This is a genomic window from Actinoplanes palleronii, assembly GCF_016862315.1.
Classification (GTDB): Bacteria; Actinomycetota; Actinomycetes; order Mycobacteriales; family Micromonosporaceae; genus Actinoplanes; species Actinoplanes palleronii.
Window position 1 is genome coordinate 1 of the sequence record NZ_BOMS01000135.1, and the last position, 23,713, is coordinate 23,713.

Genomic DNA, 23,713 nt, shown 5'->3' on the forward strand with positions numbered 1-23,713 from the left:
TAAGACAGGCTTGGGTTCAGTGCACCTGACCGGCCCGGTCGGCGGGCCGGCTACAGGCACACTCCCCCGGCCGGCCCGACCCACCGTGCACCCGACCGGGCGGGCCGGCGGGCCGGCGGCAGGCACGGTCTCCCGGCTGGCCTGACGCCACAGGCGCGGCCTGGGGGCCGGTCGGCCCGGCCCGCCCGCGCCGTGCGGGTGTGGGTGGGCGGGGACGGGTCAGTCGTGTTGGTGGGTGAGGGTGGCTGGGGCCGGGGAGATCGGCGCGTTGACCGACGGGTCCTGGTGGGTGAGGCGGCTGGGCCACCACATCCAGCGGCCGATGTCCAGGTTCAGTGCGGTGACCAGCACCGACCGGACGACCAGGGTGTCCAGCAGGACGCCGAACGCGACCGCGAAGCCGATCTCGGCGAAGGCCACCAGCGGGAGGCTGCCGAGCGCCGCGAACGTGCCGGCCAGCACGATGCCGGCCGAGGTGATCACTCCGCCGGTGGCGGCCAGGCCGATCAGGGCGCCACGGCGGGTGCCGTGTTCGCGGGTCTCCTCGCGGACCCGGGTCATCAGGAAGATGTTGTAGTCGATGCCGAGCGCGACCAGGAAGACGAAGACGAACAGCGGGAACGAGGTGTCCTCCCCGGCGAAGCCGAACACGTGCCGGAAGATCAGCGCGCTGACCCCGAGGGCGGCCGCGAACGACAGCACCACGGTGGCGATCAGGATCAGCGGGGCGACCAGGGACCGCAGCAGGATGCCGAGGATGACCAGCACGACCAGCAGCACCAACGGGATGATCAGCCGGTTGTCGTGTTTGTTGGCCTCGTTGATGTCGTACATCATCGCGGTCATCCCGCCGACCTTCGCGTCGGCGCCCGGGATCGGATGCACGGCGTCCCGGACCGCGAGCACGGTGTCCTCCGCGGCCGGGCTGTCCGGAGCGGCCTGCAGGGTGCCCTCGAACTGCACCAGACCGTTCTTGGTCACCGGGTCGCTGACCTCGCTGATCCCGGGGACCCCGGCGAACGCGGTGCGGACCGCGCTCTGCTGAGCCTCGTTCGCGATCACCACGACCGGCTGTCCCTGCCCGGCCGGGAAGTGCCGGGCGAGCACCTCGAGGCCGGCCACCGACGGCTGTTCGCTGGTGAACGAGTCCTCCTGGCTCAGGCCGTTCGCGTTGAGCTGCAGCAGGCCGAGCGCCATCGCGCCGAGCACCACCGAGGTGGTCACCCAGACCGTGCGCGGGCGCCGGGCGATCCGGGTGCCCACCCGGGACCAGAAGCCGGTCGCGCTCGGCTCGGGCGTGCTGAAGCGCGGGCGCACCGGCCAGAACAGCCAGCGGCCGCAGATCACCAGCAGGGCCGGCAGCAGCGACATCATCGCGAGCAGGCCGACCACGATGCCGAGCGCGGCGACCGGCCCGAGACCGCTCGTGGAGTTCACCTCGGCGAGCATCAGGCAGGACATCCCGATCGCCACGGTCGCGGCGCTGGCGATGATCGCTGGGCCGGCGCGGTGCAGGGCGAACATCATCGCCTCGTGCCGGTCGGCGTGCCGGCGCAACTCCTCGCGGTAGCGGGCGACGAGCAGCAGGGCGTAGTCGGTGCCGGCGCCGAAGACCAGAACGGTGAGAATGCCGGCGCTCTGCGCGTTGACCACCAGGCCGGCGTTCTTGGCGAGCAGGTAGATCACCGCTTGGGCGGTGGTCAGCGCGACGCCGGCCGTGATGATCGGAAGCAGCCACAGGACCGGGCTCCGGTACGTCACCAGCAGGATCACGGCGACCACGATCAGGGTGGTGTAGAGCAGGGTGCCGTCGATGCCCTCGAACGCGCTAGCCGAGTCGGCGGCCACCCCGGCCGGCCCGGTCAGGTGCACGGTCAGGCCGTTCTCCCCCGTACCGGAAATGGTCTTGATCTGATCGACGACGCCGGCGATCTTGTCCCAGCCGTCGGCGTCGACCTTGATCGGCGCGATGACCTGGAGCGCTTCCTTGTCCTGCGACGGGATCGGGCCGACCACCTCGCCGGTCACGCCGGGCACCGCGGCGATCGCCTTGGCGTCGGCGGTGGCTTTCTGCTGGTCGGCCGGGGTGATCCCGCCGAGGCGCTCGTAGACCAGGATGGCCGGCACGATGTCGTCCGGCGAGAACTGTTTCTGCAGGTCGGCGACCTGGGTGGCTTCGGCGCCGCCGGGCAGCCAGGACGCGTTGTCGTTCTTCTCGACGCTGCCCAGTTTGCCGGCCAGCCCCCCGGCGAAGACCAGGACCACGATCCACAGTGCCAGCACGATCCATTTGCTGCGCCGGCCGCTGACCAGCCGGGCGAAGGTTCCGGTTGTCATCGCTCTCCCCCAAAACGCGTGAACCCGCGGAGCGTATGCAGGGAAGAAGATCGATCTGAACCCCGAGACGAGTCAGATCAGGGATTCCTCAGGGGCGGGTACTCCGTTCGGCTTATGATCACGCGGGTCCGGTACGGACGGCGGCGTACGTGGGATACCGGCATAATCGTCCGGTGACCAATTGGGAGTATGCGCGGCTGGAGTACCGCGCGGCGGGCACGCTGGGCACCGACCGGTTCATGGACTGGACCGCGACGTTCCATCACCCGGGTGGGGTGCTGCGCTGGGGCACCGACGAACGCTTCGACGATTTGCGCCATATGAATCGGGCGGGTGCGGCCGGGTGGCAGGCCTACGACCGCGCGGTGATCCACGTGAAGGACGAACCCCATCGACTGAGCAGCGTGACGTATTCGATGCGCCGCCCGGTCCCGACCGACATCCCCTAGTTACCCTTCGGGGGTGGCCAAGGAGACCGGGACCAAGCTGATCGCCTCGAACAAGAAGGCGCGTCACGACTACGCGATCCTCAAGACGTACGAGGCGGGCCTGGTGCTGGCCGGCACCGAGGTGAAATCGCTGCGCCTGGGCCGCGCGTCGCTGGTCGACGCGTTCGCCCAGGAGCACGAGGGGGAACTGATGCTGTACGGCCTGCACGTGGCCGAGTACGGCTTCGGCAGCTGGACCAACCACGCCCCGCGCCGCACCCGGAAACTGCTGCTGCACAAGGTCGAGATCATCAAGATCCTGAACACCCTGCGGGACGGCACCGGGCTCACCCTGGTGCCGCTCTCGATGTATTTCAAGGACGGCTGGGTGAAGGTCGAGCTGGGCATCGCCCGCGGCCTCAAGTCCTGGGACAAGCGGCAGGTGCTGGCCCAGCGCGACGCCCAGAAGGAGATCGCCAAGGAGATGGGCCGACGTCTCAAAGGCGCCCGCCGATAAACTCTTGATCATGAAGTTCGGTCTCGACACGTTCGGCGACGTCACCGCCGATACGTCGTACGCTCAAGTCATCCGCAACGTGGTCGAGCAGGCGGTCCTGGCCGACCGCCTGGGTGTCGACGCCTTCGGCGTCGGCGAGCATCACCGCGACGATTTCGCCATCTCGTCCCCGGAGATCGTGCTGGCGGCGATCGCCGCCCGGACCGAGCGGATCACGGTGGGCACCGCGGTCACGGTCCTGAGCTCCGACGATCCGGTACGCGTGTTCGAGCGCTTCGCCACCCTGGACGCGGTGTCGAACGGCCGCGCGGAGATCATCCTCGGGCGTGGCTCGTTCACCGAGTCGTTCCCGCTGTTCGGGTACGACCTGGGCGACTACGAGCGGCTCTTCGAGGAGAAGACCGAGCTGATGGCGGAACTGCTCGCCGAGAAGCCGGTCACCTGGTCCGGCACGGTCCGCCCGCCGTTGACCGGGCAGAGCGTGTTCCCGAAGACCGAGTCCGGACGGATCCGCACCTGGATCGGCGTCGGCGGGAGCCCCGAGTCGGTGATCCGCGCCGCCGGCTACGGCCTGCCGCTCTGCCTGGCGATCATCGGTGGCGAGCCGGCCCGGTTCGCGCCGTACGTCGACCTCTACCACCGCGCGCTCAAGGAACTCGGCCAGCCCGAGCAGCCGATCGCGGTGCACTGCCCCGGTTTCGTGGCGGCCACCGACGACGAGGCGGTCGATCTGCTCTGGCCGCACGCCCGCACGATGCTGGACCGGATCGGCCGGGAACGCGGCTGGCCGCCGATCACCCGGGACCGGTTCGAGGACGACGTGACCGAGGGCGCCTGGCACGTCGGCTCACCGGAGACGGTGGCCCGCAAGGTCGCCGCCACCATCCAGGCGCTGGGCATTCAGCGGTTCGATCTGAAGTACGCCCACGGCAGCCTGCCGCACGAGCACCTGATGACCGCGGTCGAACTCTACGGCTCGCAGGTCATCCCCCGGGTGCGGGAGATCCTGGCCGGCTGACCGGCCTGCTGAGTCGTGAGGGCCGGCCGGGCCGGCCCTCACACCTCACACCTACTTGAGCACGCCGTACTGCTCGCACTTGGCGACGAACTTCGGAGTGCACAGTTCCTTGGTGGTGACGTAGCCCTCGGTCACCAGCGACTTGACCTTGCCGGCCGTGATCGGGGTCGGGATCAGCAGGACGGACGGCACGTAGGCGCCCGTCTCCGGGTCCTTGACCTTGTCGTTGGCCGTCTTCTTCTGGCCCTTGACGATGCCGATCGCCAGGTCGGCGGCCGCTTCGGCCTCCTTCTTGGTGGCCTTGTACACCGTCATGCACTGGTCGCCGATGAGGATGTTCTGCAGGCCCTGCACGGTGGCGTCCTGGCCGGTGACCGGGACCTTGCCGTTCAGGCGCTTGGTGCGGAGCACCTCGATGGCGGCGTTGCCGAGGCCGTCGTTGGCGGCGAGCACGCCGTCGATGTTCGGCCACTGCTTCAGCATCTGCGTGAAGATCGCCTTGCCCTCGTCGTTGTCCCACTCCGGGACGAACTGGTCGGGGCCCTTGGTGAACTCCCCGTTGTCGTACTTGGTCTGCAGGATCGAGTCGTACCCGTCCTTGAACAACGTGGCGTTGTTGTCGGTGGGCGACCCGTTCAGCTCGGCGACCACCGGCTTGCCGCTCGCCGCCTTCGCCTGCATGCAGCTCATCAGGCCCTGTGCCTGCTGGATGCCGACCTGCTCGTTGTTGAAGCTGACGTAGTAGTCGGCGTTGCCGTTGAGGGTGAGCCGGTCGTAGTCGATCACCGGGATCTTGCGGGCGTGGGCGTTGTCGATCACGGCCTTGCCACTGGCCGAGTCGAGGTTCGCGATCACCAGCACCTTGACGCCGCCGTCGAGCATCTTGTCGGCGATCGCCTTGAACGCCTCCTTGTCACCCTCAGCGTTCTTGATCTCGTAGGGGACGTTGGCCTTCTCGAACGCGGCCTTCAGGTAGTTCGGGTCGTCCTTGCCCCACCGGGCGGAGGTCTTGAGGTCCGGCAGGATGACTCCGACGCCGTTCCGGCCCTTGCCCGTGATCGACACCGACACGTTGGAGGTGCTGGTGTCGTCGCTGGAGTCACCGCTGCCCGAGCCGTCATCACAGGCCGTAAGCGTGACCGACGTCATCAGGCCGGCAGCGACAAGTGCGAACAGTGCCTTGCGCATGGCAGTTGAAGTCCTCTCAGGGGTATATCCCGACCAGCGGGGGGGTCGCCGGACGGTCGGCCCAGTATCAACCTGAGCGCCTCGGCCGCAACATCGGGTGCAGGCCTGAGGGGAAGATTATTCACTTCGCCCGGTGTCACCGGCAAGGCATCACGGACGGTATTGACAACTTCCTTTTTCCGGAACCACGTAACCGGTGCTTAACGTGCCACGGCGGCCCGCTTCTGCGGACCGCCGCGACAACGATCTTCGGCCGAACGGCCCGTTCTCAGGCCAGCCGGCGCCGGATCCACCAGACCGAGAAGATCGACAAGGCCATGGCGAGCACGACCAGGAGACCGAACTCCCGCCACTGCAGCACCCAGAACTTCGCGTCCGGGATATAGGTGACCTTCGTGCTGAGGTGCTGCGCGGCGAGCCATTCCGGGCAGGTCAGCCGCTCGTTGGGCGCTTCCGGGCCGCACTTGGTGGAGTCAGCCGGGCCGACGAACTCGGTGCCGGCCGGCGTCACCACGGTGGTCGACAGGAGCCAGCCGTCGCGCTCCTCGGGCATCGGCTCCAGACGTAACTCTTTGGTCTCCATGCTGTACGACATCCCCATCCGCGCCTTCGGGTCCAGCGCGGTGAGCGTGCTGGTCGGTGTCACCAGCAGCGGGCGGACCAGCAGCGGAGCGGCCAGTTGCAGCCCGGTGATCACCACGAGGGTGACCGCCATGGCCGTCAGGGTGCGGCGCAGCAGCAGACCGGCGGTGACACCCAGCACGAAGGCCAGTGCCGCGTACCCGATCGGCACCACCCCGCGGGCCGGGAAGGTGGTCGGCAGGATCCGTTCGCCGTTGGCGGCGTCGATCAGGTGCGCCCACCGGCCCAGCGCCAGGCTGACCAGGCCGGCCCCGAGCGCCGCGGCCAGCCCGCCACCGAGCAGCTTGACCAGCAGCCAGCGGCCCCGGCCGATCGACTGGCTGAAGACCATCCGGTACGTGCCGGTCTCCAGCTCGCGGGCCACCAGCGGCGCGCCCCAGAAGATGCCCACCACGGCCGGCAGCACGACCAGGGTCGCCAGGCCGCCGTAGTAGACCGGTTTGGCCTGGCCGTACCGCAGCGCGGAGAGGAACGTGTCGGCGGCCGAGGCGCAGGCGTCGGCGCCCTGACAGCCGGTGAACCCGGCGTTCAGCGCGGCGTCGGTCACCTGGGTCCAGGTCAGCGCCATCCCGGCCAGGAGCACCAGCAGCAGCCCGCCGGTGGCCAGCACCGGGGTCCGGAACTGCCGCCAGGTCAACCAGATCATCGCTGTCCCTCCAGCACGCGTCCGGAGCCGGCCGCCCCGCTCATGTACGCCAGCACGATGTCCTCCAGGTCCAGCCGGTCGACCTGCCAGGACGGGTCGTCGATCGGCGCGGTGCTGCGCACCACCAGGGTCGACTGCTTGCCGGTGTGGCTCTCCTCGACCACCGTCCGGCCGGCACCCAGGTCGGCCGGATCGCGCCGGGGCCCGGCCAGCCGGTGATGGCTGGCGAGCAGGTCGTCCACGTCGCCGGCCACCCGGACTTTCGAGGCGACCAGCACGATCAGGTGGTCGCAGACCCGTTCCAGGTCGGCCACCAGGTGCGAGGACATCACGATGCTCATCCCGGTGGCGGCCAGCTCCATCAGGCCCTGCAGGAACGTCCGCCGGGCGAGCGGGTCCAGCGCCGCCACCGGCTCGTCGAGCAGCAGCAGCTCGGGCCGTTTCGCGGCGGCGACGGTCAGGGCCAGCTGGGCGCGCTGCCCGCCGGAGAGCTTGCCCGCCTTCTGCGCCGGGTCCAGCCCGACCTGGGCGATCCGCTCCTCGGCGAGCTGGGAGTCCCAGGACGGGTTGAGGTGCGCGCCCATCCGCAGGTGCTCGGCGACGGTCAGCCCGGCGTAGACCGGGGTGTCCTGCGCGACGAAACCGACCCGCGGTGAGCCGCTGACCGGCCGCTCGCCGAGCACGTCGATCCGCCCCGCGGTCGGATCGAGGAGCCCGCAGGCGAGCAGCAGCAGCGTGGACTTGCCGGCGCCGTTCGGGCCGACCAGGCCGACGACGTGGCCGGCCGGGATGTCGAGCGTGCAGTCGGCCAGGGCGGTACGCCGCCCGTATTTTTTGGTGAGGCCCGTGGCAGTGAGCGCGCTAGTCATGCTCGGGCCTCCGAAAACGTCCGGAAGGCGCTGAGGAAGAGCGCTTCGATGCTCTCGTCGTCGAGGCCGGCCTCCCGCGCCTCGGCGAGCCAGCGCTCCAGGTCGCGCCGCAGCGGCTCGTGCCGGCTCAGCGAATCGGCGCCGAGCGTGCGGGTGACGAACGTGCCGAGGCCGGGACGGGCGGTGACCAGGCCTTCGTACTCCAGCTCGCGGTACGCCTTCGACACGGTGTTCGGGTTGATCGCGACCCGGGCCACCACCTCCTTGACGGTGGGCAGCTTGTCACCCTCGGTCAGCACGCCGAGCCGCAGCGCGTGCCGGACCTGCTGGATGAGCTGCATGTACGGCGCGACCCCGGACCGCGAGTCCAAGTGGAACTCGATCATCTCGCTCCTCCATTTCACTAGTTGCCTAGTAGAATAGGGTCAGCAAAAAGGCGGCCGGAAGGGCCGCCTTTCGCAGATGGCGCGAACTACCAGTTCACGGCGATGTATTTGGACTCCAGGTATTCCAACAGGCCCTCGTGGCCGCCCTCGCGGCCGATACCGCTCTGCTTCACCCCGCCGAACGGGGCGGCCGGGTCGCTGACCAGGCCCCGGTTCAGGCCGACCATGCCGGCCTCGATCGCCTCGCTGACCCGCAGGCCGCGCGCCAGATCCTTGGTGTAGACGTACGCCACCAGGCCGAACTCGGTGTCGTTGGCCAGCCGGACGGCCTCGTCGTCGCCGGTGAACGTGACGATCGGCGCGACCGGGCCGAAGATCTCCTCGCGCAGGATCGCCGCGTCCGGGGCCACCCCGGTCAGCACGGTCGGCGGGTAGTAGAAGCCCGGCCCGTCCGGGCGGGTGCCGCCGGTGACCGCCGACGCGCCGGCCGCCAGCGCGCCCTGCACCAGCGAGTCCACCTTCGCCACGGTGTCCTCGTTGACCAGCGGGCCGACCTGCGTCTTCTCGTCGGTGCCGGGGCCCACCACCAGCGCCGACATCCGCTGGGCCAGCCGCCGGGAGAACTCGTCGGCGACACCGGCCTCGACGAAGAACCGGTTCGCGGCGGTGCACGCCTCGCCGCCGTTGCGCATCTTGGCGATCATCGCGCCCTCGATCGCGGCGTCCAGGTCGGCGTCCGCGAAGACCACGAACGGCGCGTTGCCGCCGAGCTCCATCGAGGTGTTCACGACATTCTCCGCGGCCTGCGCGAGCAGGATCCGGCCGACCTCGGTGGAACCGGTGAACGACACCTTGCGCACCCGGGCGTCGCGCAGCATCGCCGACACGACCTTTCCGGAGCTGCGCGACGGCAGCACGTTCACCACGCCCTCGGGCACGCCGGCCTCGGTGAGGATCGCGGCCATCGCGAGCGCGGTGAGCGGGGTGTCGCTGGCCGGCTTGAGGACCACCGTGCAGCCCGCGGCGAGCGCTGGGCCGATCTTGCGGGTGGCCATCGCGGCCGGGAAGTTCCACGGCGTGACCAGCACGCACACGCCGACCGGCTGACGGGTGACCAGGATCCGGTTGGCACCGGACGGCGCGGTGGCCACGTTCCCGTCGATCCGGACCGCCTCCTCGGCGAACCAGCGGAAGAACTCGGCCGCGTAGGTCACCTCACCCTTCGCGTCGACGAGCGCCTTGCCGTTCTCCAGGCTGATCAGCCGGGCCAGCTCGGCGGCGCGCTCGGTCATCAGCTCGAACGCCTTGCGGAGCACCTCACCTCGTACCCTCGGGGGTGTCGACGCCCAACCCGGGCCCGCCGCCGCGGCCGCGTCCACCGCGGCGATCGCGTCCGCCTCGCCACCGTCGGCCACCGAGGCGAGCACGTCGCCGGTCGCCGGGTCGAGCACGTCGAAACGGCGCGCCGAGGACGCCGGCACCCACTTGCCACCGATGAACAGTTCGGTCTCCACCACAGCTCCTCACGTTCGCTTGACGCCACCAGCATGGTCCGCGGCACGTGCCGTCGCCACCGATTGGCCGGGCGCCGTTCTGGGCATGTAAGAGCACATGCCCACCTTGACGCAGCGCATTCAGTCCTTCCTGCAGAGCCCGCGCGGACGCAAGCTGGTCCAGCAGGGCCGGCAGCAGCTCGCCAAGCCGGAGAACCAGCAGCGCCTCCGTGGCCTGGTCACCAAGTTCCAGAACCGGCGCCGCCCCTGATCCGGGCATACCCCCACGGGCACCTCGCCGACGGCTAGCGTGAGCTGGGTGACCGTGGGATTTCTCGGGTTGGGCACGATGGGCCGGCCGATGGCGCTCAACCTGGCCCGAGCCGGGACCGACCTGATCGTCTGGAACCGCTCCCCCGCGGCTGCCGAGGCGTTGCGGGCCGAGGGCGCCGCCGTCGCACCGGCGGTGCCCGACCTGTTCGCCCGGTCCGAGGTCGTGCTGATGATGCTGGCCGACGACCGGGTCACCGACCAGGTGCTGGACCGCGACTCCGCGGCGTTCGCCGATCTGGTCGCCGGACGCACCCTGGTCCAGATGGGCACCACCGCGCCGGCCTGGTCCCGGGGCCTGGCCGAGCAGGTCGCCGACGCCGGCGGCCACTACGTCGAGGCGCCGGTCTCCGGCTCCCGCGTCCCGGCCGAGGCCGCCCAGCTGGTCGCGATGCTGGCCGGCGCGGACACCGACCTCGACGTGGTCACCCCGTTGCTGCGCCCACTGTGCCGCGAGATCGTCCGCTGCGGCCCGGTCCCGAACGGCCTGCTGATGAAGCTGGCCGTCAACACGTTCCTGATCAGCATGGTCACCGGGCTGGCCGAGGCGTTCCACTTCGCCGAACGCCACCGCCTGGACCTCGCCACCCTGCTCGCCGCCCTGGACGCCGGTCCGATGGCCAGCCCGGTCTCCCGGCTCAAGGGCCGCAAACTGCTCGACCGCGACTTCACCGCGCAGGCCTCGATCCGCGACGTGCTCTACAACAACCACCTGATCGTCGAGGCCGCCGAGACGGCCGGCATCCCGTCCCCGCTGCTCGACGCGTGCCTCGAGCTCTACGCGGAGACGTCCTCGGCCGGCCACGCATCCGACGACATGGCCGCGGTCATCCAGGCCCTCGAGATGAGGTCTCCTCACCTCTAGGCAGGCGTTTTTCTCCCGCTTCACCCATTTATGGTACGAATAATCCAGCGCCCGTCCGTAGGCTACGAGCCGAGTCCCGCCCGTGAGGCCACGCGACACCGCTTTCAGTCCGGACCACAGCGCGCCTCCCGGCGGTTGGCTGGTTCTGAGGGGTGTCTCGGGGTGCCGGAGGCACCCCGGAGAGCCAGCCGGCAACCCGCGGGCGCGCTGCGGTCAGATAGCGAGCAGGGTTGCGCAGATGTCCGCGAGGGTCGGGGGTTCGAGGCGGTCCGGGAGGGTGGGGAAATCCGCGGGGTGGATCCAGCGGTGGGCCTGGAGGTCGGTCTGTTCGTAGGGGAGCAGGCCGTCGCGGCGGACCTCCGGCTGCGCGGTCGGATAGGTGGCGGCGAAGAACTGCTCCGGGCCTCGCCAGCGGCGGCCCTTCCACACCGTGTCCCGCTCGACCAGCAGGAAGTCCGGGCGGATCAGGGCCGGGTCCAGGCCGGTCTCCTCGGTCAGCTCGCGGCGGGCCGCCTGCAGCGGGGTCTCGCCCGGGTCGATGCCACCGCCCGGCGGTTCCCAGAGGCGGCTGCGGTCGTGCGGGTCGAGCCAGTTCAGCAGGAGGATGCGGCCGTCGGCGTCGTAGCAGATCACCCGGACTGCCGGGCGGTGGGCGGGCTCCATGACCGGAAGCCTAAGCTGCCTCAAGTGGCGAAGTACTTCGACGTGCACCCGGACAATCCGCAGCCCCGCAGCATTCACCAGGTGGTCGAGGTGATCCGGGGGGACGGGCTGATCGCGTACCCGACGGACTCCTGCTTCGCGCTGGGTTGCCGGATGGGCAACAAGGACGGCCTGGACCGGATCCGCTCGATCCGGCATCTGGACGACAAGCACCACTTCACGCTGATGTGCCACGACTTCGCGCAGCTCGGGCAGTTCGTGCAGATCAACAACTCGCTGTTCCGCGCGATCAAGGCGAGCACGCCGGGGCCGTACACGTTCATCCTGCCGGCCACCAAAGAGGTGCCGCGGCGGCTGCTGCACCCGAAGAAGAAGACCGTCGGAGTGCGGATCACCGCGCACAGCACCGCGCAGGCGATCCTCGCCGAGCTGGGCGAGCCGCTGGTCTCCAGCACGCTGCTGCTGCCCGGCGAGCTGGAGCCGATGACGCAGGGCTGGGAGATCAAGGAAGCCCTGGACCACGTGGTGGACGCGGTGGTCGACTCCGGCGAGTGCGGCACCGTGCCGACCACGGTGATCGACCTGTCCGACGGGGTGCCCGAGGTGCTCCGGGTCGGCGCCGGGGATCCGGAACGCTTCAGCGACTGAGCGCTACGACGACGACTAGAGCTCAGTCGAACAGGGCCAGCGGGATCGCGGAGGCCAGGGCCAGCATGCCGGCGTCGCTCGGATGCAGGTGGTCGCCGCTGTCGTAGGCCGGGTAGAGCCGCTCCGGCGACGCGCCGTCCCGGACCGCCGCGTCGAAGTCGATCACCGCGTCGAACTCGCCGCTGCGCCGGATCCAGTCGTTGAGGCCGGCCCGGGTGGTCCGGTTGACCGGGGTGTCGCGCCGGGTGCCGGCGAACGGCAGCACGGTGCCGCCGTACACGGCCAGCCCGGCCGCCCGGCCCCGCGCGATCAGCTCCCGGTGACCGGCGATCAGCGCGCCGGCGCCGGGCACCCCGTACGCGATGTCGTTCACCCCGATCATCGTGATCAGGTAGCCGGCGCCGGGCTGGGAGAGCACGTCCCGGTCGAAGCGCCGCAGACCGGCCGGGCCCATCGAGACGGCGAGCTTGGCCTGCCCGGTCCCGGAGCCGCCACCGCCGCCGGAGCCGCCGCCGGTGACCGGGGCCGGCAGGTCCGGGCCGGTGAGCAGCCGGTTCCCGCTGATCCCGGTGTTCAGCACGCCGAGCGGCCGGCCGGTCTCGCGCAGCCGGCGGGCCAGCAGGTCGGGCCAGCGGTGGTTGCCGCCCATCGTGGTGCGGGCACCGCAGGTGATCGAGTCGCCGAACGCGACGATCGCCGAGGACCGGGCCGCGGTCCGCACGCTCACCCCGCCGAGCAGGGCGTACCGGGTGGTGACGATGCCGCCGGACGGGTCCGGGCGGCCGGCCACGTTGCCGGGCACGACCCGGTTCTTCTGCCACGCGGTCGGGTTGACCGTGCCGAGCCGGGTCCGCTCCGGCAGGTGGCAGGTGATCACCAGGTCGGCGCCCGGCTCCAGCAGCAGGTCCGGCACCGGGTCGCTGACCAGCGTGCCACCGGCCGGAAGCAGCACGTCGGCGAGACCGCCGAAGGTGACCCGGCGGATGGTGCCCGGCCGCATCGCGGTGCTGTCCCAGCCGCCGGCGCGCAGGCCGGTCCAGACCTCGCCGAGGCGCACCGGGGACGGGCCGTACTCGTTGGTCAGCCGGATCCGCGGCTCGGCGCCACCGAGGCTGAGCCGGACCACCTGGCGCAGCGTGACGTCGGCCGGCAGGGCCGGCTCGCGGGCGCCGGTGGCCGTGGAGGCCGCGGTCCAGCTGCCGGTCCAGGCCGGCCGGGACCGGGCCGGGTTGCGGGACCCGGCGGCGCCCGGTGTGGCGGCCAGCACGGCGGCGCCGGCGCCCCCGAGGAGGAGCGCGCGACGCGAGGCCGCCCGGCGGAACTGTTCGGAGAATACGTTTCGCAAGATACCGGCAAAGTAGGAAATCGGCGCAAGTGGCGTCAAGTCACCGGTCGTGTTTCCGATCCGGGGATGTGACGGTATGTCACACCCCCGGATCGTACATTTCACCCGGTCGAGCAGGTGAGATTCTGCACAGTCGCCGGTGCGGTACCGGAGCCGAGCAGGCCGAACGTGGTGTACGCCCCGGCCGCCACGGTCCCGTTCCAGGTTTCGTTGCCGACCGACACCAATGACCCGCTGCTCGTCGACTTACCGCTCCACACGGTGGCCAGGGTCTGGCTGCCGGGCCAGGTCCAGGACACGTTCCAGCGGCTGATCGCGGCGGTGCCGGCGTGCACCATCACCTCGGCCTGGAACCCGCCGGACCAGGCGGAGGTGATGCTGTACATCGCGGTGCAGCCGGTCCCGGTCCCGCCACCGGGCGTGGAGGCCGACGGGGACGGGCTGGACGGCGCCGGGGTCGGTGACGTGGTCGGCTGGGTGCCGACCCCGGTGACCTCGCCGTGGCCGCCGTCGAAGGCCACGTCCGAGCAGCCGTAGAACGTCTCCTGGCTGTCCGAGCGGGACCAGACCGAGTAGATCAGGTGCTTGCCGCTCTTGCCGGACGGCAGGTTGCCGGTCCAGTAGTAGTGGCCGTCGTCGGTGCCCGGCCCGCCGTTCGCGGGCGGGTTGGTCACCTGGTCGAACGGGGTCGGCTCGAGGTCGCTCCAGGCGAGCGGCTTGGTCGGGTCGTACCCGTCCTTGGTGATGTAGAGGTAGAACGTGCCGGGGTGCTTGGCCCAGTCGTTGTAGTGGAACTCGACCGAGGCGCCGGCGGTCAGGTGGGTGGTCGGCCAGTCGGTGCGGGCCAGGTTGAAGCCGGTGAAGTTGTACGGCCCCCCGGTGCCGCCGCTGCACAGCTGCCCGTCCGGGAGGAAACCGTTCACCCGGCCGGCGCCGTCCGAGCGGAGCACGGCAAACCAGTTGTAGAGCGAGTTGGTGCCGCTCTGGGCGACCGCGGCGGCGCAGGCCGGGTTCTTCGGCTCGATCGCGCCGGTGGTCGGATTGCGCCCGTCCTGGTAGCAGAGCCAGGTCCGGCTGCCGGGGATCTGCAGAGCGCCGTGCGCCTCGGCCGCGGCGGGCAGTGCCAGGATCCCGGCCGCGGCGGCGAGCACGGCCACCGCGACCCAACGAAGAAGTTTCATGTCCTTCTCACCCCTGGGGGAAGAGCCGGGCGTAGTCGGCGTAGCCGGTGGCGACGTCGACCTGGGCCCAGAACCGGTGGTAGTTGAAGGTCGGTGCGGCTCCGCCGTTCAAGTACGCCTGGACCTTGGGGAAGTCCGGGTCGTTCTTGTAGAAGGAGCGGATGTCGAGGAACGACACCCCGGGCTTGATGACGTCGCCGTTGGGCATCGTCCCGGTCCAGCCGTTGGGGATGTAGAGGCCCTGGCCGGTGGAGGCGTTGTAGACGTCGTCGAACCGGTTGTAGTCGGCGCGGGTCTCGGTGACCGACACGCCCTTGCCGTCCTTGTACGCCCAGATCGCGTCGAGCAGCCCCTTGGCCGCCGTCTTCGCCTGCGCGTTGCCGGACTTCGCGGCGTAGTAGGTGAGCAGCTTGGCGAACGAGCCGGCCACACCGAGGTCGTTGCCCTTGCTGGTGACCGTCACGTGCAGGCCGGTGTTGGCGGCCGGGCTGGACGGGGTCCAGGTGGCCGGCTTGCCGGACCAGGCCAGGTCGGACGGGATCTGGAAGCTGGTCGCCGAGATGGTGCTGTTGGCCAGCGCCCAGGTCACCCACTTGTCCAGCACCGACTTGGCCTTGGCGTCACCGGTCGTGTAGTAGTACTCGGCCAGCCGCTCCAGCGACCAGGTCTGCATGCCGAACCAGCGGTTCGACGGCGGGTCCTCGTAGACCGGGGCTTCGACGTACGACAGGCCGTAGAAGGTCGGCGTGCCGGACGGCGGCGCCGAGTAGTTGCCGTTCCAGCTGTTCGTCGCGCCGCCGGCGATGGCGCCCTCGGACGACTGCAGCCACTGGTAGAACTCGAGCTGCCGGTTCAGGCTGGCCTGCCAGTCGGCCTTGGCGGTCGGCGACTTCGGGGTGAGCGCGCTGACGTTCGACAGCACGTACGCGGCCATCGGGTTCTGGTAGCCGAAGTGGCTGGTGCTGGAGCCGATCCGCCACGCCCAGCCGGCGCTGGTGTCGTAGGCGCCGCCCCAGGCGTAGTACCAGGACATCAGGTTGTTGGAGGCGTTCTTGCCGGTGCCGGCGGCACACCCGGTGGAGGTGCAGCCGGGCTGCTTGAAGTACTTGTCGTAGAACGAGTACCGCAGGTAGTCGCCCATCTTGGCGGCGTTGGCCACGGTCGCCGAGATCTGCGACTGCTTGCCCTGTGCGGTGGCCCACTGCAGCGCCCAGTAGGCGACCTGGACCGCGCGGGCGTCGGCGTCCGGCGCGTTCGTGTACTTCCACTGCTTGGCGTACGACGCGTCCTTGGTGAACAGGTCGAGGTAGCCGTTCGGGCCGCCCGAGGTGAACGTGTCGCAGGACGGCTGCGGGACGGTCTCCCAGGTCGACTCCTGCGGGCCGCGCTGGAACGTGTTGATGTACGAGACCCGGGTGGTCTTGTCACCGCAGTGCCCGAAGCCGTACACGTTGTCGACGTCCAGCAGCCAGTGCATGCCGTAGATGTCGTCGGTGCCGTACGCGCTCTTCAGCTCCGCCGCGAGGGGGTCCGTGCCGACCGACACCGACGTGTCGAGCTGCGACGGGTACTGCGAGGGCAGCGGGTACTCGGCCGCGTAGGTGGCCGGCTTGGACGCGTTGTAGTTGGCGTTCGTCGGCTGGTCGGCGTGCGACGGGATGATGTACTTCTCCATCGTCGCCCAGGCGCTGTTGAACGGCGCCCAGTCCCCGCTGACCTGACCGTGCTCGGCCTCCAGCCACAGCCAGTAGCTGAACGCCTCGCTGGTCGTCTCGTGCCCCTGGTCCGGCGCCTCGTCGATCAGCGTCTCGACCGAGTGGTAGGGCACCCCCTCCGGGCTGAAGTAGCCGTTCGACGGGTTCTTGATGTCCGTGTAGAGCTGGGTGAACCGGGCGTCGACCGCGCCCACCGCGACAACCGTCACGGCGACGTTCGCGGCGGTGTAGCCGGTGGCGGTGGCCGCGATGGTGGCAGTCGAGCCGGCCGTCGCCGCGGTGGACGCCGCGACCGTCACGGTCTGCCCGGTGCTCCAGTTCGACGGGGTGAAGGTGAGGGTGGCCGGCGTGACGGTGACCGCGGTGGACCCGGTGCTGCGCGCCACCGCGACGCTGACGTTCGCGCTCGGCGCCGCGCTCAACGCGACCTTGTACGTGCCGCTCTTGCCCGGCTCCAGCGTCACCGAGGTGGCGTCGGCGAGGATGGCCGGGCTGGTCGACGCGTCGACGAAGACCGGGACGTCGGCGGTGCTGCTCCGGGTGCCGGCGCCGTCGTACGCGATGGCCTGCAGGTGGTACGCCGCGGTCTGTGCGGGCACCCCGGTCCAGGTGTACGCGTACGGCGCGCTGGTGTCGGTCCCCAGCAGCAACCCGTCGTGGTAGAACTCGACCTTCGCGATCGTCTGCCCGCTGGTCGGGGTCGCGGTCGCGCTGATCGGGATGGACGCCGGCGCGTTGTACCGGGTGTTCGCGGCCGGGCTGCTGATCGCCACGGTGGGTGCGGCGGCCGAGCCGTTGCAGGCCACCCCGTTCAGGGTGAACGCGGTGGGTACCGGGTTGGCCGAGGTGAACGTGCCGTTGAACCCGGTGCCGGCGGTGGCGCCGGTGCCCAGGGTGCCGTTCCACGACGCGTTGGTGACGGTGACGTGCTGGCCGCTCTGCGCGTAGGTGCCGTTCCAGCCCTGCGCGACCTTCTGGCCGGCGTCCGGGAAGTCGTACTCGAGTTTCCAGCTGGTCAGCGGGTCACCGGAGTTGGTGATGGCGATGTCGCCGGTGAACCCTCCGGACCACTGGCTCTGCACCTTGTAGACGACGGCGCATCCGGCCGCGGCGTAGGCGGGTGGCCCGCCGGCCACGAAGACCGCGCCGGCGCCGAGGACGGCGACGCCGGTGACGGCCAGCCTGCGGCGCAGGCGATGAACGAACGGTCTCACGGGTGTTCCTCCTAGGGGGTTCGGGAGCAGGAGACGGGAGACGGGACGGGGTTCGTGGTGCCGGTGGTGCCGCCGAGGAATCCGAAGGTGGTGGAAGCCCCGGACGCGAGTGCGCCGTTGTAGGACGCGTTGGTGACGGTGACCGCGGTGCCGGACTGGACGGCGGTGCCGCCCCAGCTCTGCGTGACGGTCTGGCCGCCGGTCCAGGCCCACTTGACGGTCCAGCCGGTGGTGGCCGTGGTCCCGGTGTTGGTCACGGTGACCTCACCCTGGAAGCCGCCGCTCCACGAGCCGGTCACCTTGTACGCCGCCGTGCAGCCGCCGCTCGCCGAGGGGGACGTCGACGGGGACGGGGAGGCGGAGGTGGAGGGCGAGACCGAGGTGGACGGGCTGGGCGAGGACGGGCTGGGCGAGGCGGAGCTGGGCGACGGCACCGGGCCGGTGCGGTCGGCGTAGAGGATGCCGCGGCCGTTGGTGCCCAGGTAGACCCGGCCCCAGATGCGCGGGTCGCCGGTCAGGGCGTCGCCCATGTTCCCGTACTGGTGCTTGTCGTCGTTGATCCGGAGCCAGCTCGCGCCGGTGTCGTCGGAGCGGAACACCCCGTCGACGCCGTCCACCGTGCCGACCAGGAACACCGCCGGGTGGGTGGCGCCGGGAGCGGCCTTGCCGAACGCCACGTTGATCCCCTCGGCCACCGTGCTGACCTTGGTGAACGTCTTGCCGGAGTCGGTGGAGCGCACCAGGCCGGTGCTGCTCGCCACCCAGACCTCGCCGGCGATCCCCGGCACGGCCTTCAGGTGGATCCGCCCGGTGGCCGGCAGCGTGACGGTCGACGCGGTGAACGTGGCCCCGCCGTCGGTGCTGCTGTAGAAGCTTCCGTTCGCGTACCCATAAAAGGTCTTGGGGTTGACCCGGTCGGATTCGACGATCGCGCCGGCCGGCAGTCCGGTGGAGGCGGTCCAGCTGCTGCCCCGCGTGGTCGAGTAGTAGACCCCGGTGCCGGCCGGTGACCAGACCACCGCGTTGGCGTCGGCGCCGACCGCGACGGTGCCGCCGCCGGTCACCCCGGACGGCTCCTGACCCTGGTACCAGTTCTTGCCGCCGTCGCTGGAGACGCCGATGTGCGGCGCCGCGGCGTTGTTGCCGACCCGGACGAAGAAGCTCGGGCTCAGCTCGGCGAAGTCCAGGCTGGTGTTGCTGCCCAGGCTCGGGGTGTCGTGGAAACTCGCCGGCACGGTGTCCAGATCGGCGTGGTAGAAACCGCCGACGTCACCGAGCGCGCTGACCAGCGGGGCGCCGGTCGGCGGGCTGGCCAGGTCCAGGACGGCGGTCTCCTCGATCCCCTTGGCCATCGGCTTGATCGTGAAGGTGGCGCCGGAGTCCCACTTGGTCAGGTCGGTGGTGCCGTAGAGGGTGGCGCCGGTGCCGTAGAGCAGCCGGTTCGAGTCGAACGGGTCGATCTGCAGCGACTCGTTCATCCAGCCCAGCTTCGGGCTCTCCTCCGGCGCCGTGGACGTGCTGTTGAAGTCCAGCCACTGGTTGGCCGAGATGTCCAGGGTGTAGCGCTTGCTCCGGCTCGGGTAGCTGGTCCAGTCCCAGACCCGGGTCCAGGTGGCGCCGTAGTCGGTGCTGCGGAAGAAGATCGCGTCCGGCCACCAGGAGATCTGGGTGGCGACCATCAGGGTGCCCGGATGCAGGGTGTCGACGGTCAGGCCGGAGTAGCCGTAGTACCGGTCGGCGACCGGGGTCGGCGAGATGTTCGTCCAGGCGCCGGTGCTGATCTGGTACTTCCAGACCTCGCCGGCCGCGCCGTCGTACGGGCCGCCGGTGTCGCTGGTGGCGATGTAGAGGTAGTCGCCCTGCACGACGCCCTTGTGCGCGAGGTAGCCGGTCGGCTGGCCGGCGATCCGGGACCAGGTCGCCCCGCTGTCGGCGGACGTGTAGACCGGGTTGTCCTTGTCCGCGACGCCCACGAAGATCCGGCCGGCCGCGCCGAAGGTCACCCAGCTCAGGCCCTGGTTCTGGTTCAGGTACCCGTTGGTGTCGGTCGGGTCCTGGACGTAGTTGCCGACGTTCGGGAAGTTGGCGACCTTGGCCCAGGTGACGCCGAAGTCGGTGCTGCGCCAGAGCCCGTTGCCACCCTCGGCCGCGAAGTACACGTTCTTGTCGTTCACCGGGTCGACGGCGAGCCGCTCCCCCATGCCCCGGCCGGGCATGTTGCCGCCGACCTTGAACGGCAGGTTGGTCTGCTGCCAGGTGGCGCCCTTGTCGGCGGAGCGCAGGATGGCGCCGTTGTTCGGGTCCCAGCTGTTGGTGTACATGCCGACCGCGGCGTAGACCCGGGTGGTGTCCACCGGGTCGGCGGCCAGGCTGAGCACGCCGTTGTGGCCCCAGTCGTCCTGGCCGACCCAGTCCAGCAGCGGGGTCCAGCTCTGGCTGGTCTGGTTCCAGCGGTAGGCGCCGCCGATGTCGGTGCGCGAGTAGATCAGGTTCTTCTCGCCCGGGTTGAAGACGATGCCGGGGATGAATCCACCGCCGTCGATCCGGACGTTCTTCCAGGCGTAGGGGTCGCTGCCGGCCGCCGTGGCGGAGATCGGCTGGGAGACGACGGCGACCGCGGTGGCGGCGACCACCAAGGCGGCGGCGAGAGCACCGCCGGGGGACCTTCTCATGGATGAAGCCCTTCCATTGACGTACGTAAACCTGGGAGCGCTCCCAAAGCGTCCGTTCCCGACATCTTCATGTCAAGAGCCGGAAACATTCGACAATCGTTGCCATCTGACTACGGAGAGCAACATGACAGTGAACGACCGGGTTCGATCCACCGACGTACGGGTAAAAGCCCTAGTCAGGCCGGTTGCCGCCGGGCTGAGTGCCGTGAGCAGCACCAAGTGACGGGAGGGGCGGCTGTGTATCATTCGGCGGAATGCGCGGGCGGCGCCTACCGGTGCGGCCCGCGAACAGTCAGCGGGTATATGCACCGGTACACGGCGTGACAACCGCCCGGCGTAGTGGTGGAGGAGATTGCATGAAGGTTTGTGTTGTCGGCACCGGCTATGTCGGTCTGACCACCGGCGTCAGCCTCGCCTTCCTCGGGCACGAGGTGACCTGCGTCGACCTCGACCAGGCCAAGGTCGACATGTTGCGCGCCGGTAAGTGCCCGATCTACGAGCCCGGGATGGAGGACCTCCTCGCCGAGGCGTCGCCGAACCTGACGTTCACCACCAGCTACGCGGACGCGATCCCCGGCTCCGACGTCGTCTTCGTTGCGGTGCAGACCCCGTCGGCCGCCGACGGCAGCCCCGACCTGCGCTACCTGCGCAGCGCCGCGGAGAGCGTGGCGCACTCGCTGGACCACGACTTCACCGTCGTGGTGAACAAGTCGACGGTGCCGATCGGCAGCGGCAACTGGGTGGACGCGATCCTGCGCGACTCGTTCGCGACTCGCGAGGACCGCCCGGCCGGCGTCGAGTTCGCGGTCGCCTCGAACCCCGAGTTCCTGCGCGAGGGCAACGCCATCGCGGACACGCTGTTCCCGGACCGGATCGTGATCGGCTCGGACAACCCGCGCAGCCTCGAGGTGCTGAACCGGCTCTACCGGCCGATCATCAACCAGACCTTCACCGCGCCGACCTTCCTGTCGCGCCCGGAGGACACCACCGCGGTGCCGCTGGTCTCCACCGACCTGGCCTCGGCCGAGCTGATCAAGTACGCGGCCAACGCGTTCCTGGCCCTCAAGATCAGCTACGCGAACGAGATCGGCCAGCTGGCCTCCAAGGTCGGCGCCGACATCACCGAGGTGGCCCGGGGCATGGGCCTCGACCAGCGGATCGGCTCGCGCTTCCTGCAGCCCGGCGTCGGCTGGGGCGGCTCCTGCTTCGGCAAGGACACCAAGGCGCTGATCGCCACCGCGGCCGAGTACAACCTCGACATGCCGATCGTGACCGCCGCCCGGGACGTCAACCAGCGGCAGCGCGCCATCGCCGTGGAGAAGCTGCAGAACGAGCTGCGCATCCTCAAGGGCCGCAAGATCGGCCTGCTCGGCCTGGCCTTCAAGCCGAACACCGACGACCTGCGCGACGCGCCGGCGCTGGACATCGCGAACTCGCTGCTGAGCCGGGGCGCCCGGGTCAAGCTGCACGACCCGATCGCCGGCGAGCGGTTCCGCAAGGAGCAGCCGGAGCTCGCGCCGTACCTGACCGAGAGCCTGGACGAGCTGTTCGCCGACTGCGACGCGGTCGTGCTGGTCACCGAGTGGGCGCAGTACCTCGAACTGGACTGGAGCAAGTTCGTCGGCCTGATGCGCAATCCGCTCGTTCTGGACGGCCGGCACGTGCTGGACGGCGACCGGATGCGCCGGCTCGGCTACAAGTACGTGGCCGTAGCCGGCTGACCGACTCTCCCGCTTCATCCGCCGCGGCGGCCTTCACAGGCCGTCGCGGCGTTTCCTTTTTGTGGCGTAGGGCCGATTCTGCCCGGGCCTAGCCGCTTACCGACTGAAGCGGGTTCCCGCGAAGCCCAACAAAACCGACTCACCGCTCGTATGATGACCGTTAACCACGGCTAAATCCTGCTAAAAGCACCCGGGAAAAGTCGTTCATCAAGGGCCTCTTCCGGCAATCTTCTTAACCGGTTAAGGTGCCGGGGTGTCGCCGCTATATCGTTACCGACTCGATCACGCGGAAATCATTGCGCAACTTCCCGGTTACCTCTTGACTGTTGGTCAAGAAGCGCTTCGGACGGCGGCGTCGCCAGACGCCGGAGGCGCGTCAAGACATAGGGAGCGGTATGTTCGGTCACAGTGGGAGTTCGCGATCCCGAGTCGCGCTCGCCGGTGCCCTCAGCGTCGGTCTGGCCTTCAGCCTGACCGCCTGCGGCGGCGACAAGAAGGACGACTCGAGCGGTTCCACCGATACAGCGACGTCGTCCATCGACTGCGCACAGTTCAGCCAGTTCGGCGACCTCAAGGGCAAGACGGTCTCGGTCTACACCGGCATCGTCACCCCGGAGGACGCGCCGCAGAAGAAGTCGTACGAGCCGTTCGAGCAGTGCACCGGCGTCACGGTCAAGTACGAGGGCGACAAGTCCTTCGAGACCCAGATCCTGGTCCGCGCCCGCGCCGGCAACCCGCCGGACGTCGCGTACGTGCCGCAGCCGGGTCTGCTGAAGCAGCTCGTCGAGACCGGCAAGGCCGTCGAGGCCCCGGCCGAGGTCGCCACGAACGTCGACAAGTGGTTCGGCAAGGACTGGAAGGCGTACGGCACGGTCGCCGGCAAGTTCTACGCCGCCCCGCTGGGCGCCAACGTGAAGTCCCTGGTGTGGTACTCCCCCAAGGAGTTCGCGGACAAGGGCTACACCGTTCCGACCACGCTGGACCAGCTCAAGGAGCTCAGCGACAAGATCGCCGCGACCGGCAGCAAGCCGTGGTGCGCGGGTATCGGCTCCGGTGACGCCACCGGCTGGCCGGTCACCGACTGGGTCGAGGACTTCATGCTCCGCCTGTCCGGCCCCGAGGCCTACGACAAGTGGGTCAACCACGAGATCCCGTTCAACGGTGCCGAGTCGACCGCCGCGTGGAACGCGGTCGGTGACTACCTGAAGAACGACAAGTACGTCAACGGCGGTCTCGGCGACGTCAAGAGCATCGCGGGCACCACGTTCCAGGACGCCGGCCTGCAGATCCTCGAGGGCACCTGCTCGCTGCACCGTCAGGCCAGCTTCTACGCGGCCAACTTCCCGGCGAAGACCAAGATCGCCGAGGACGGCGAGATCTACGCGTTCTACCTGCCGGGCAAGGACGCCACCAGCAAGCCGGTTCTGGGTGGTGGCGAGTTCGTTCTCGCCTTCGCCGACCGTCCCGAGGTCAAGGCGTTCCAGTACTTCCTGTCCACCGACACCTGGGCGAACCTCAAGGCCAAGGCGTCGAGCGGCTGGGTCAGCGCCAACAAGGGTCTGAAGGTCGAGAACCTGACGAACCCGATCGACCAGCTGTCCGCCAAGATCCTGCAGGACCCGAGCGCGCAGTTCCGGTTCGACGGCTCGGACATGATGCCCGCCGCGATCGGCTCGAACGCGTTCTGGAAGCAGGCCACCGCGTGGATCAGCGGCCAGGACACGACCACCACGGTGAACAACATCGAAACCGCGTGGCCCAAGTGATCTGAGTTCCACCACGACGCCGGCCGGGACGCCTTGTCCCGGCCGGCATCACCCTCTTTCCCCTCGGAA

At 69.8% G+C, this 23,713-nt stretch carries 19 protein-coding genes; 8 read left to right on the plus strand and 11 right to left on the minus strand.

The genetic code is table 11. The features are described 5' to 3' along the window. Positions 1 to 219: 219 nt before the first annotated feature. A complete protein-coding gene (locus Apa02nite_RS39855) occupies positions 220 to 2,337 on the minus strand; it encodes an MMPL family transporter (protein ID WP_203829682.1) in 2,118 nt (705 codons plus the stop codon). A 173-nt stretch (positions 2,338 to 2,510) separates the two neighbouring features. Between Apa02nite_RS39855 and Apa02nite_RS39860 the strand changes: the two genes are divergently transcribed. Genes Apa02nite_RS39860 through Apa02nite_RS39870 form a run of 3 tightly spaced genes read left to right on the plus strand, consistent with a single transcriptional unit; the run spans position 2,511 to position 4,300 of the window. Next, on the plus strand, positions 2,511 to 2,786 hold the full coding sequence (locus tag Apa02nite_RS39860) for a hypothetical protein (protein ID WP_067705641.1): 276 nt from the start codon (positions 2,511 to 2,513) through the stop codon (positions 2,784 to 2,786). A gap of 13 nt (positions 2,787 to 2,799) precedes the next feature. Further along, on the plus strand, positions 2,800 to 3,282 hold the full coding sequence (smpB, locus tag Apa02nite_RS39865) for an SsrA-binding protein SmpB (RefSeq protein WP_067705640.1): 483 nt from the start codon (positions 2,800 to 2,802) through the stop codon (positions 3,280 to 3,282). 10 nt (positions 3,283 to 3,292) lie between these two features. Beyond that, entirely contained in the window at positions 3,293 to 4,300 is a 1,008-nt protein-coding gene (locus Apa02nite_RS39870) for an LLM class flavin-dependent oxidoreductase (RefSeq protein WP_203829683.1), read from the plus strand. A gap of 51 nt (positions 4,301 to 4,351) precedes the next feature. Here Apa02nite_RS39870 and Apa02nite_RS39875 read toward each other — a convergent pair whose 3' ends face one another. The 5 genes from Apa02nite_RS39875 to Apa02nite_RS39895 all read right to left on the minus strand — a co-directional run bounded on the left by Apa02nite_RS39875 (position 4,352) and on the right by Apa02nite_RS39895 (position 9,545). Beyond that, positions 4,352 to 5,488, minus strand: coding sequence for a sugar ABC transporter substrate-binding protein (locus tag Apa02nite_RS39875; protein WP_203829684.1), 1,137 nt, complete (start codon positions 5,486 to 5,488; stop codon positions 4,352 to 4,354). A 268-nt stretch (positions 5,489 to 5,756) separates the two neighbouring features. Then, a complete protein-coding gene (locus Apa02nite_RS39880) occupies positions 5,757 to 6,776 on the minus strand; it encodes an ABC-2 membrane transporter-related protein (protein ID WP_203829685.1) in 1,020 nt (339 codons plus the stop codon). Next, positions 6,773 to 7,645: an ABC transporter ATP-binding protein gene (locus Apa02nite_RS39885; protein ID WP_203829686.1), complete on the minus strand. Its 873-nt coding sequence runs from the start codon at positions 7,643 to 7,645 to the stop codon at positions 6,773 to 6,775. The genes Apa02nite_RS39880 and Apa02nite_RS39885 overlap by 4 nt, the downstream gene beginning before the upstream one ends. Further along, the gene (locus Apa02nite_RS39890) at positions 7,642 to 8,031 is read right to left on the minus strand and encodes a GntR family transcriptional regulator (RefSeq protein ID WP_203829687.1); all 390 of its coding nucleotides are present in this window, start codon (positions 8,029 to 8,031) and stop codon (positions 7,642 to 7,644) included. The genes Apa02nite_RS39885 and Apa02nite_RS39890 overlap by 4 nt, the downstream gene beginning before the upstream one ends. A gap of 86 nt (positions 8,032 to 8,117) precedes the next feature. Beyond that, a complete protein-coding gene (locus Apa02nite_RS39895) occupies positions 8,118 to 9,545 on the minus strand; it encodes an NAD-dependent succinate-semialdehyde dehydrogenase (protein WP_203829688.1) in 1,428 nt (475 codons plus the stop codon). Between the two features lie 97 nt (positions 9,546 to 9,642). Between Apa02nite_RS39895 and Apa02nite_RS39900 the strand changes: the two genes are divergently transcribed. Both Apa02nite_RS39900 and Apa02nite_RS39905 read left to right on the plus strand, forming a co-directional pair. Then, positions 9,643 to 9,795: a hypothetical protein gene (locus Apa02nite_RS39900; RefSeq protein WP_198171279.1), complete on the plus strand. Its 153-nt coding sequence runs from the start codon at positions 9,643 to 9,645 to the stop codon at positions 9,793 to 9,795. A gap of 48 nt (positions 9,796 to 9,843) precedes the next feature. After that, complete coding sequence (locus tag Apa02nite_RS39905; protein ID WP_239164876.1) at positions 9,844 to 10,719, plus strand: NAD(P)-dependent oxidoreductase; 876 nt, start codon at positions 9,844 to 9,846, stop codon at positions 10,717 to 10,719. A 213-nt stretch (positions 10,720 to 10,932) separates the two neighbouring features. Here Apa02nite_RS39905 and Apa02nite_RS39910 read toward each other — a convergent pair whose 3' ends face one another. Then, a complete protein-coding gene (locus Apa02nite_RS39910) occupies positions 10,933 to 11,382 on the minus strand; it encodes an NUDIX hydrolase (protein ID WP_203829690.1) in 450 nt (149 codons plus the stop codon). 24 nt (positions 11,383 to 11,406) lie between these two features. Between Apa02nite_RS39910 and Apa02nite_RS39915 the strand changes: the two genes are divergently transcribed. Next, positions 11,407 to 12,030: an L-threonylcarbamoyladenylate synthase gene (locus tag Apa02nite_RS39915; protein ID WP_203829691.1), complete on the plus strand. Its 624-nt coding sequence runs from the start codon at positions 11,407 to 11,409 to the stop codon at positions 12,028 to 12,030. Positions 12,031 to 12,052: 22 nt separating this feature from the next. Here the strand turns inward: Apa02nite_RS39915 and Apa02nite_RS39920 are convergent, their stop codons facing one another. From Apa02nite_RS39920 to Apa02nite_RS39935, 4 genes are all read right to left on the minus strand, one after another. Next, complete coding sequence (locus tag Apa02nite_RS39920; protein ID WP_203829692.1) at positions 12,053 to 13,375, minus strand: SGNH/GDSL hydrolase family protein; 1,323 nt, start codon at positions 13,373 to 13,375, stop codon at positions 12,053 to 12,055. 101 nt (positions 13,376 to 13,476) lie between these two features. Further along, positions 13,477 to 14,556, minus strand: coding sequence for a lytic polysaccharide monooxygenase auxiliary activity family 9 protein (locus Apa02nite_RS39925; RefSeq protein WP_203829693.1), 1,080 nt, complete (start codon positions 14,554 to 14,556; stop codon positions 13,477 to 13,479). Between the two features lie 7 nt (positions 14,557 to 14,563). Next, the gene (locus Apa02nite_RS39930; protein WP_239164877.1) at positions 14,564 to 17,485 is read right to left on the minus strand and encodes a glycoside hydrolase family 48 protein; all 2,922 of its coding nucleotides are present in this window, start codon (positions 17,483 to 17,485) and stop codon (positions 14,564 to 14,566) included. An 11-nt stretch (positions 17,486 to 17,496) separates the two neighbouring features. Further along, positions 17,497 to 20,157: a cellulose binding domain-containing protein gene (locus tag Apa02nite_RS39935; protein WP_203829694.1), complete on the minus strand. Its 2,661-nt coding sequence runs from the start codon at positions 20,155 to 20,157 to the stop codon at positions 17,497 to 17,499. Positions 20,158 to 20,513: 356 nt separating this feature from the next. Here Apa02nite_RS39935 and Apa02nite_RS39940 point away from each other — a divergent pair, with 356 nt between their 5' ends. After that, a complete protein-coding gene (locus Apa02nite_RS39940; RefSeq protein WP_203829695.1) occupies positions 20,514 to 21,878 on the plus strand; it encodes a UDP-glucose dehydrogenase family protein in 1,365 nt (454 codons plus the stop codon). 395 nt (positions 21,879 to 22,273) lie between these two features. Next, positions 22,274 to 23,644 carry an ABC transporter substrate-binding protein gene (locus tag Apa02nite_RS39945; protein ID WP_203829696.1) on the plus strand — a complete coding sequence of 457 codons (1,371 nt, stop codon included), beginning with the start codon at positions 22,274 to 22,276 and terminating at the stop codon, positions 23,642 to 23,644. Positions 23,645 to 23,713: the final 69 nt, after the last annotated feature.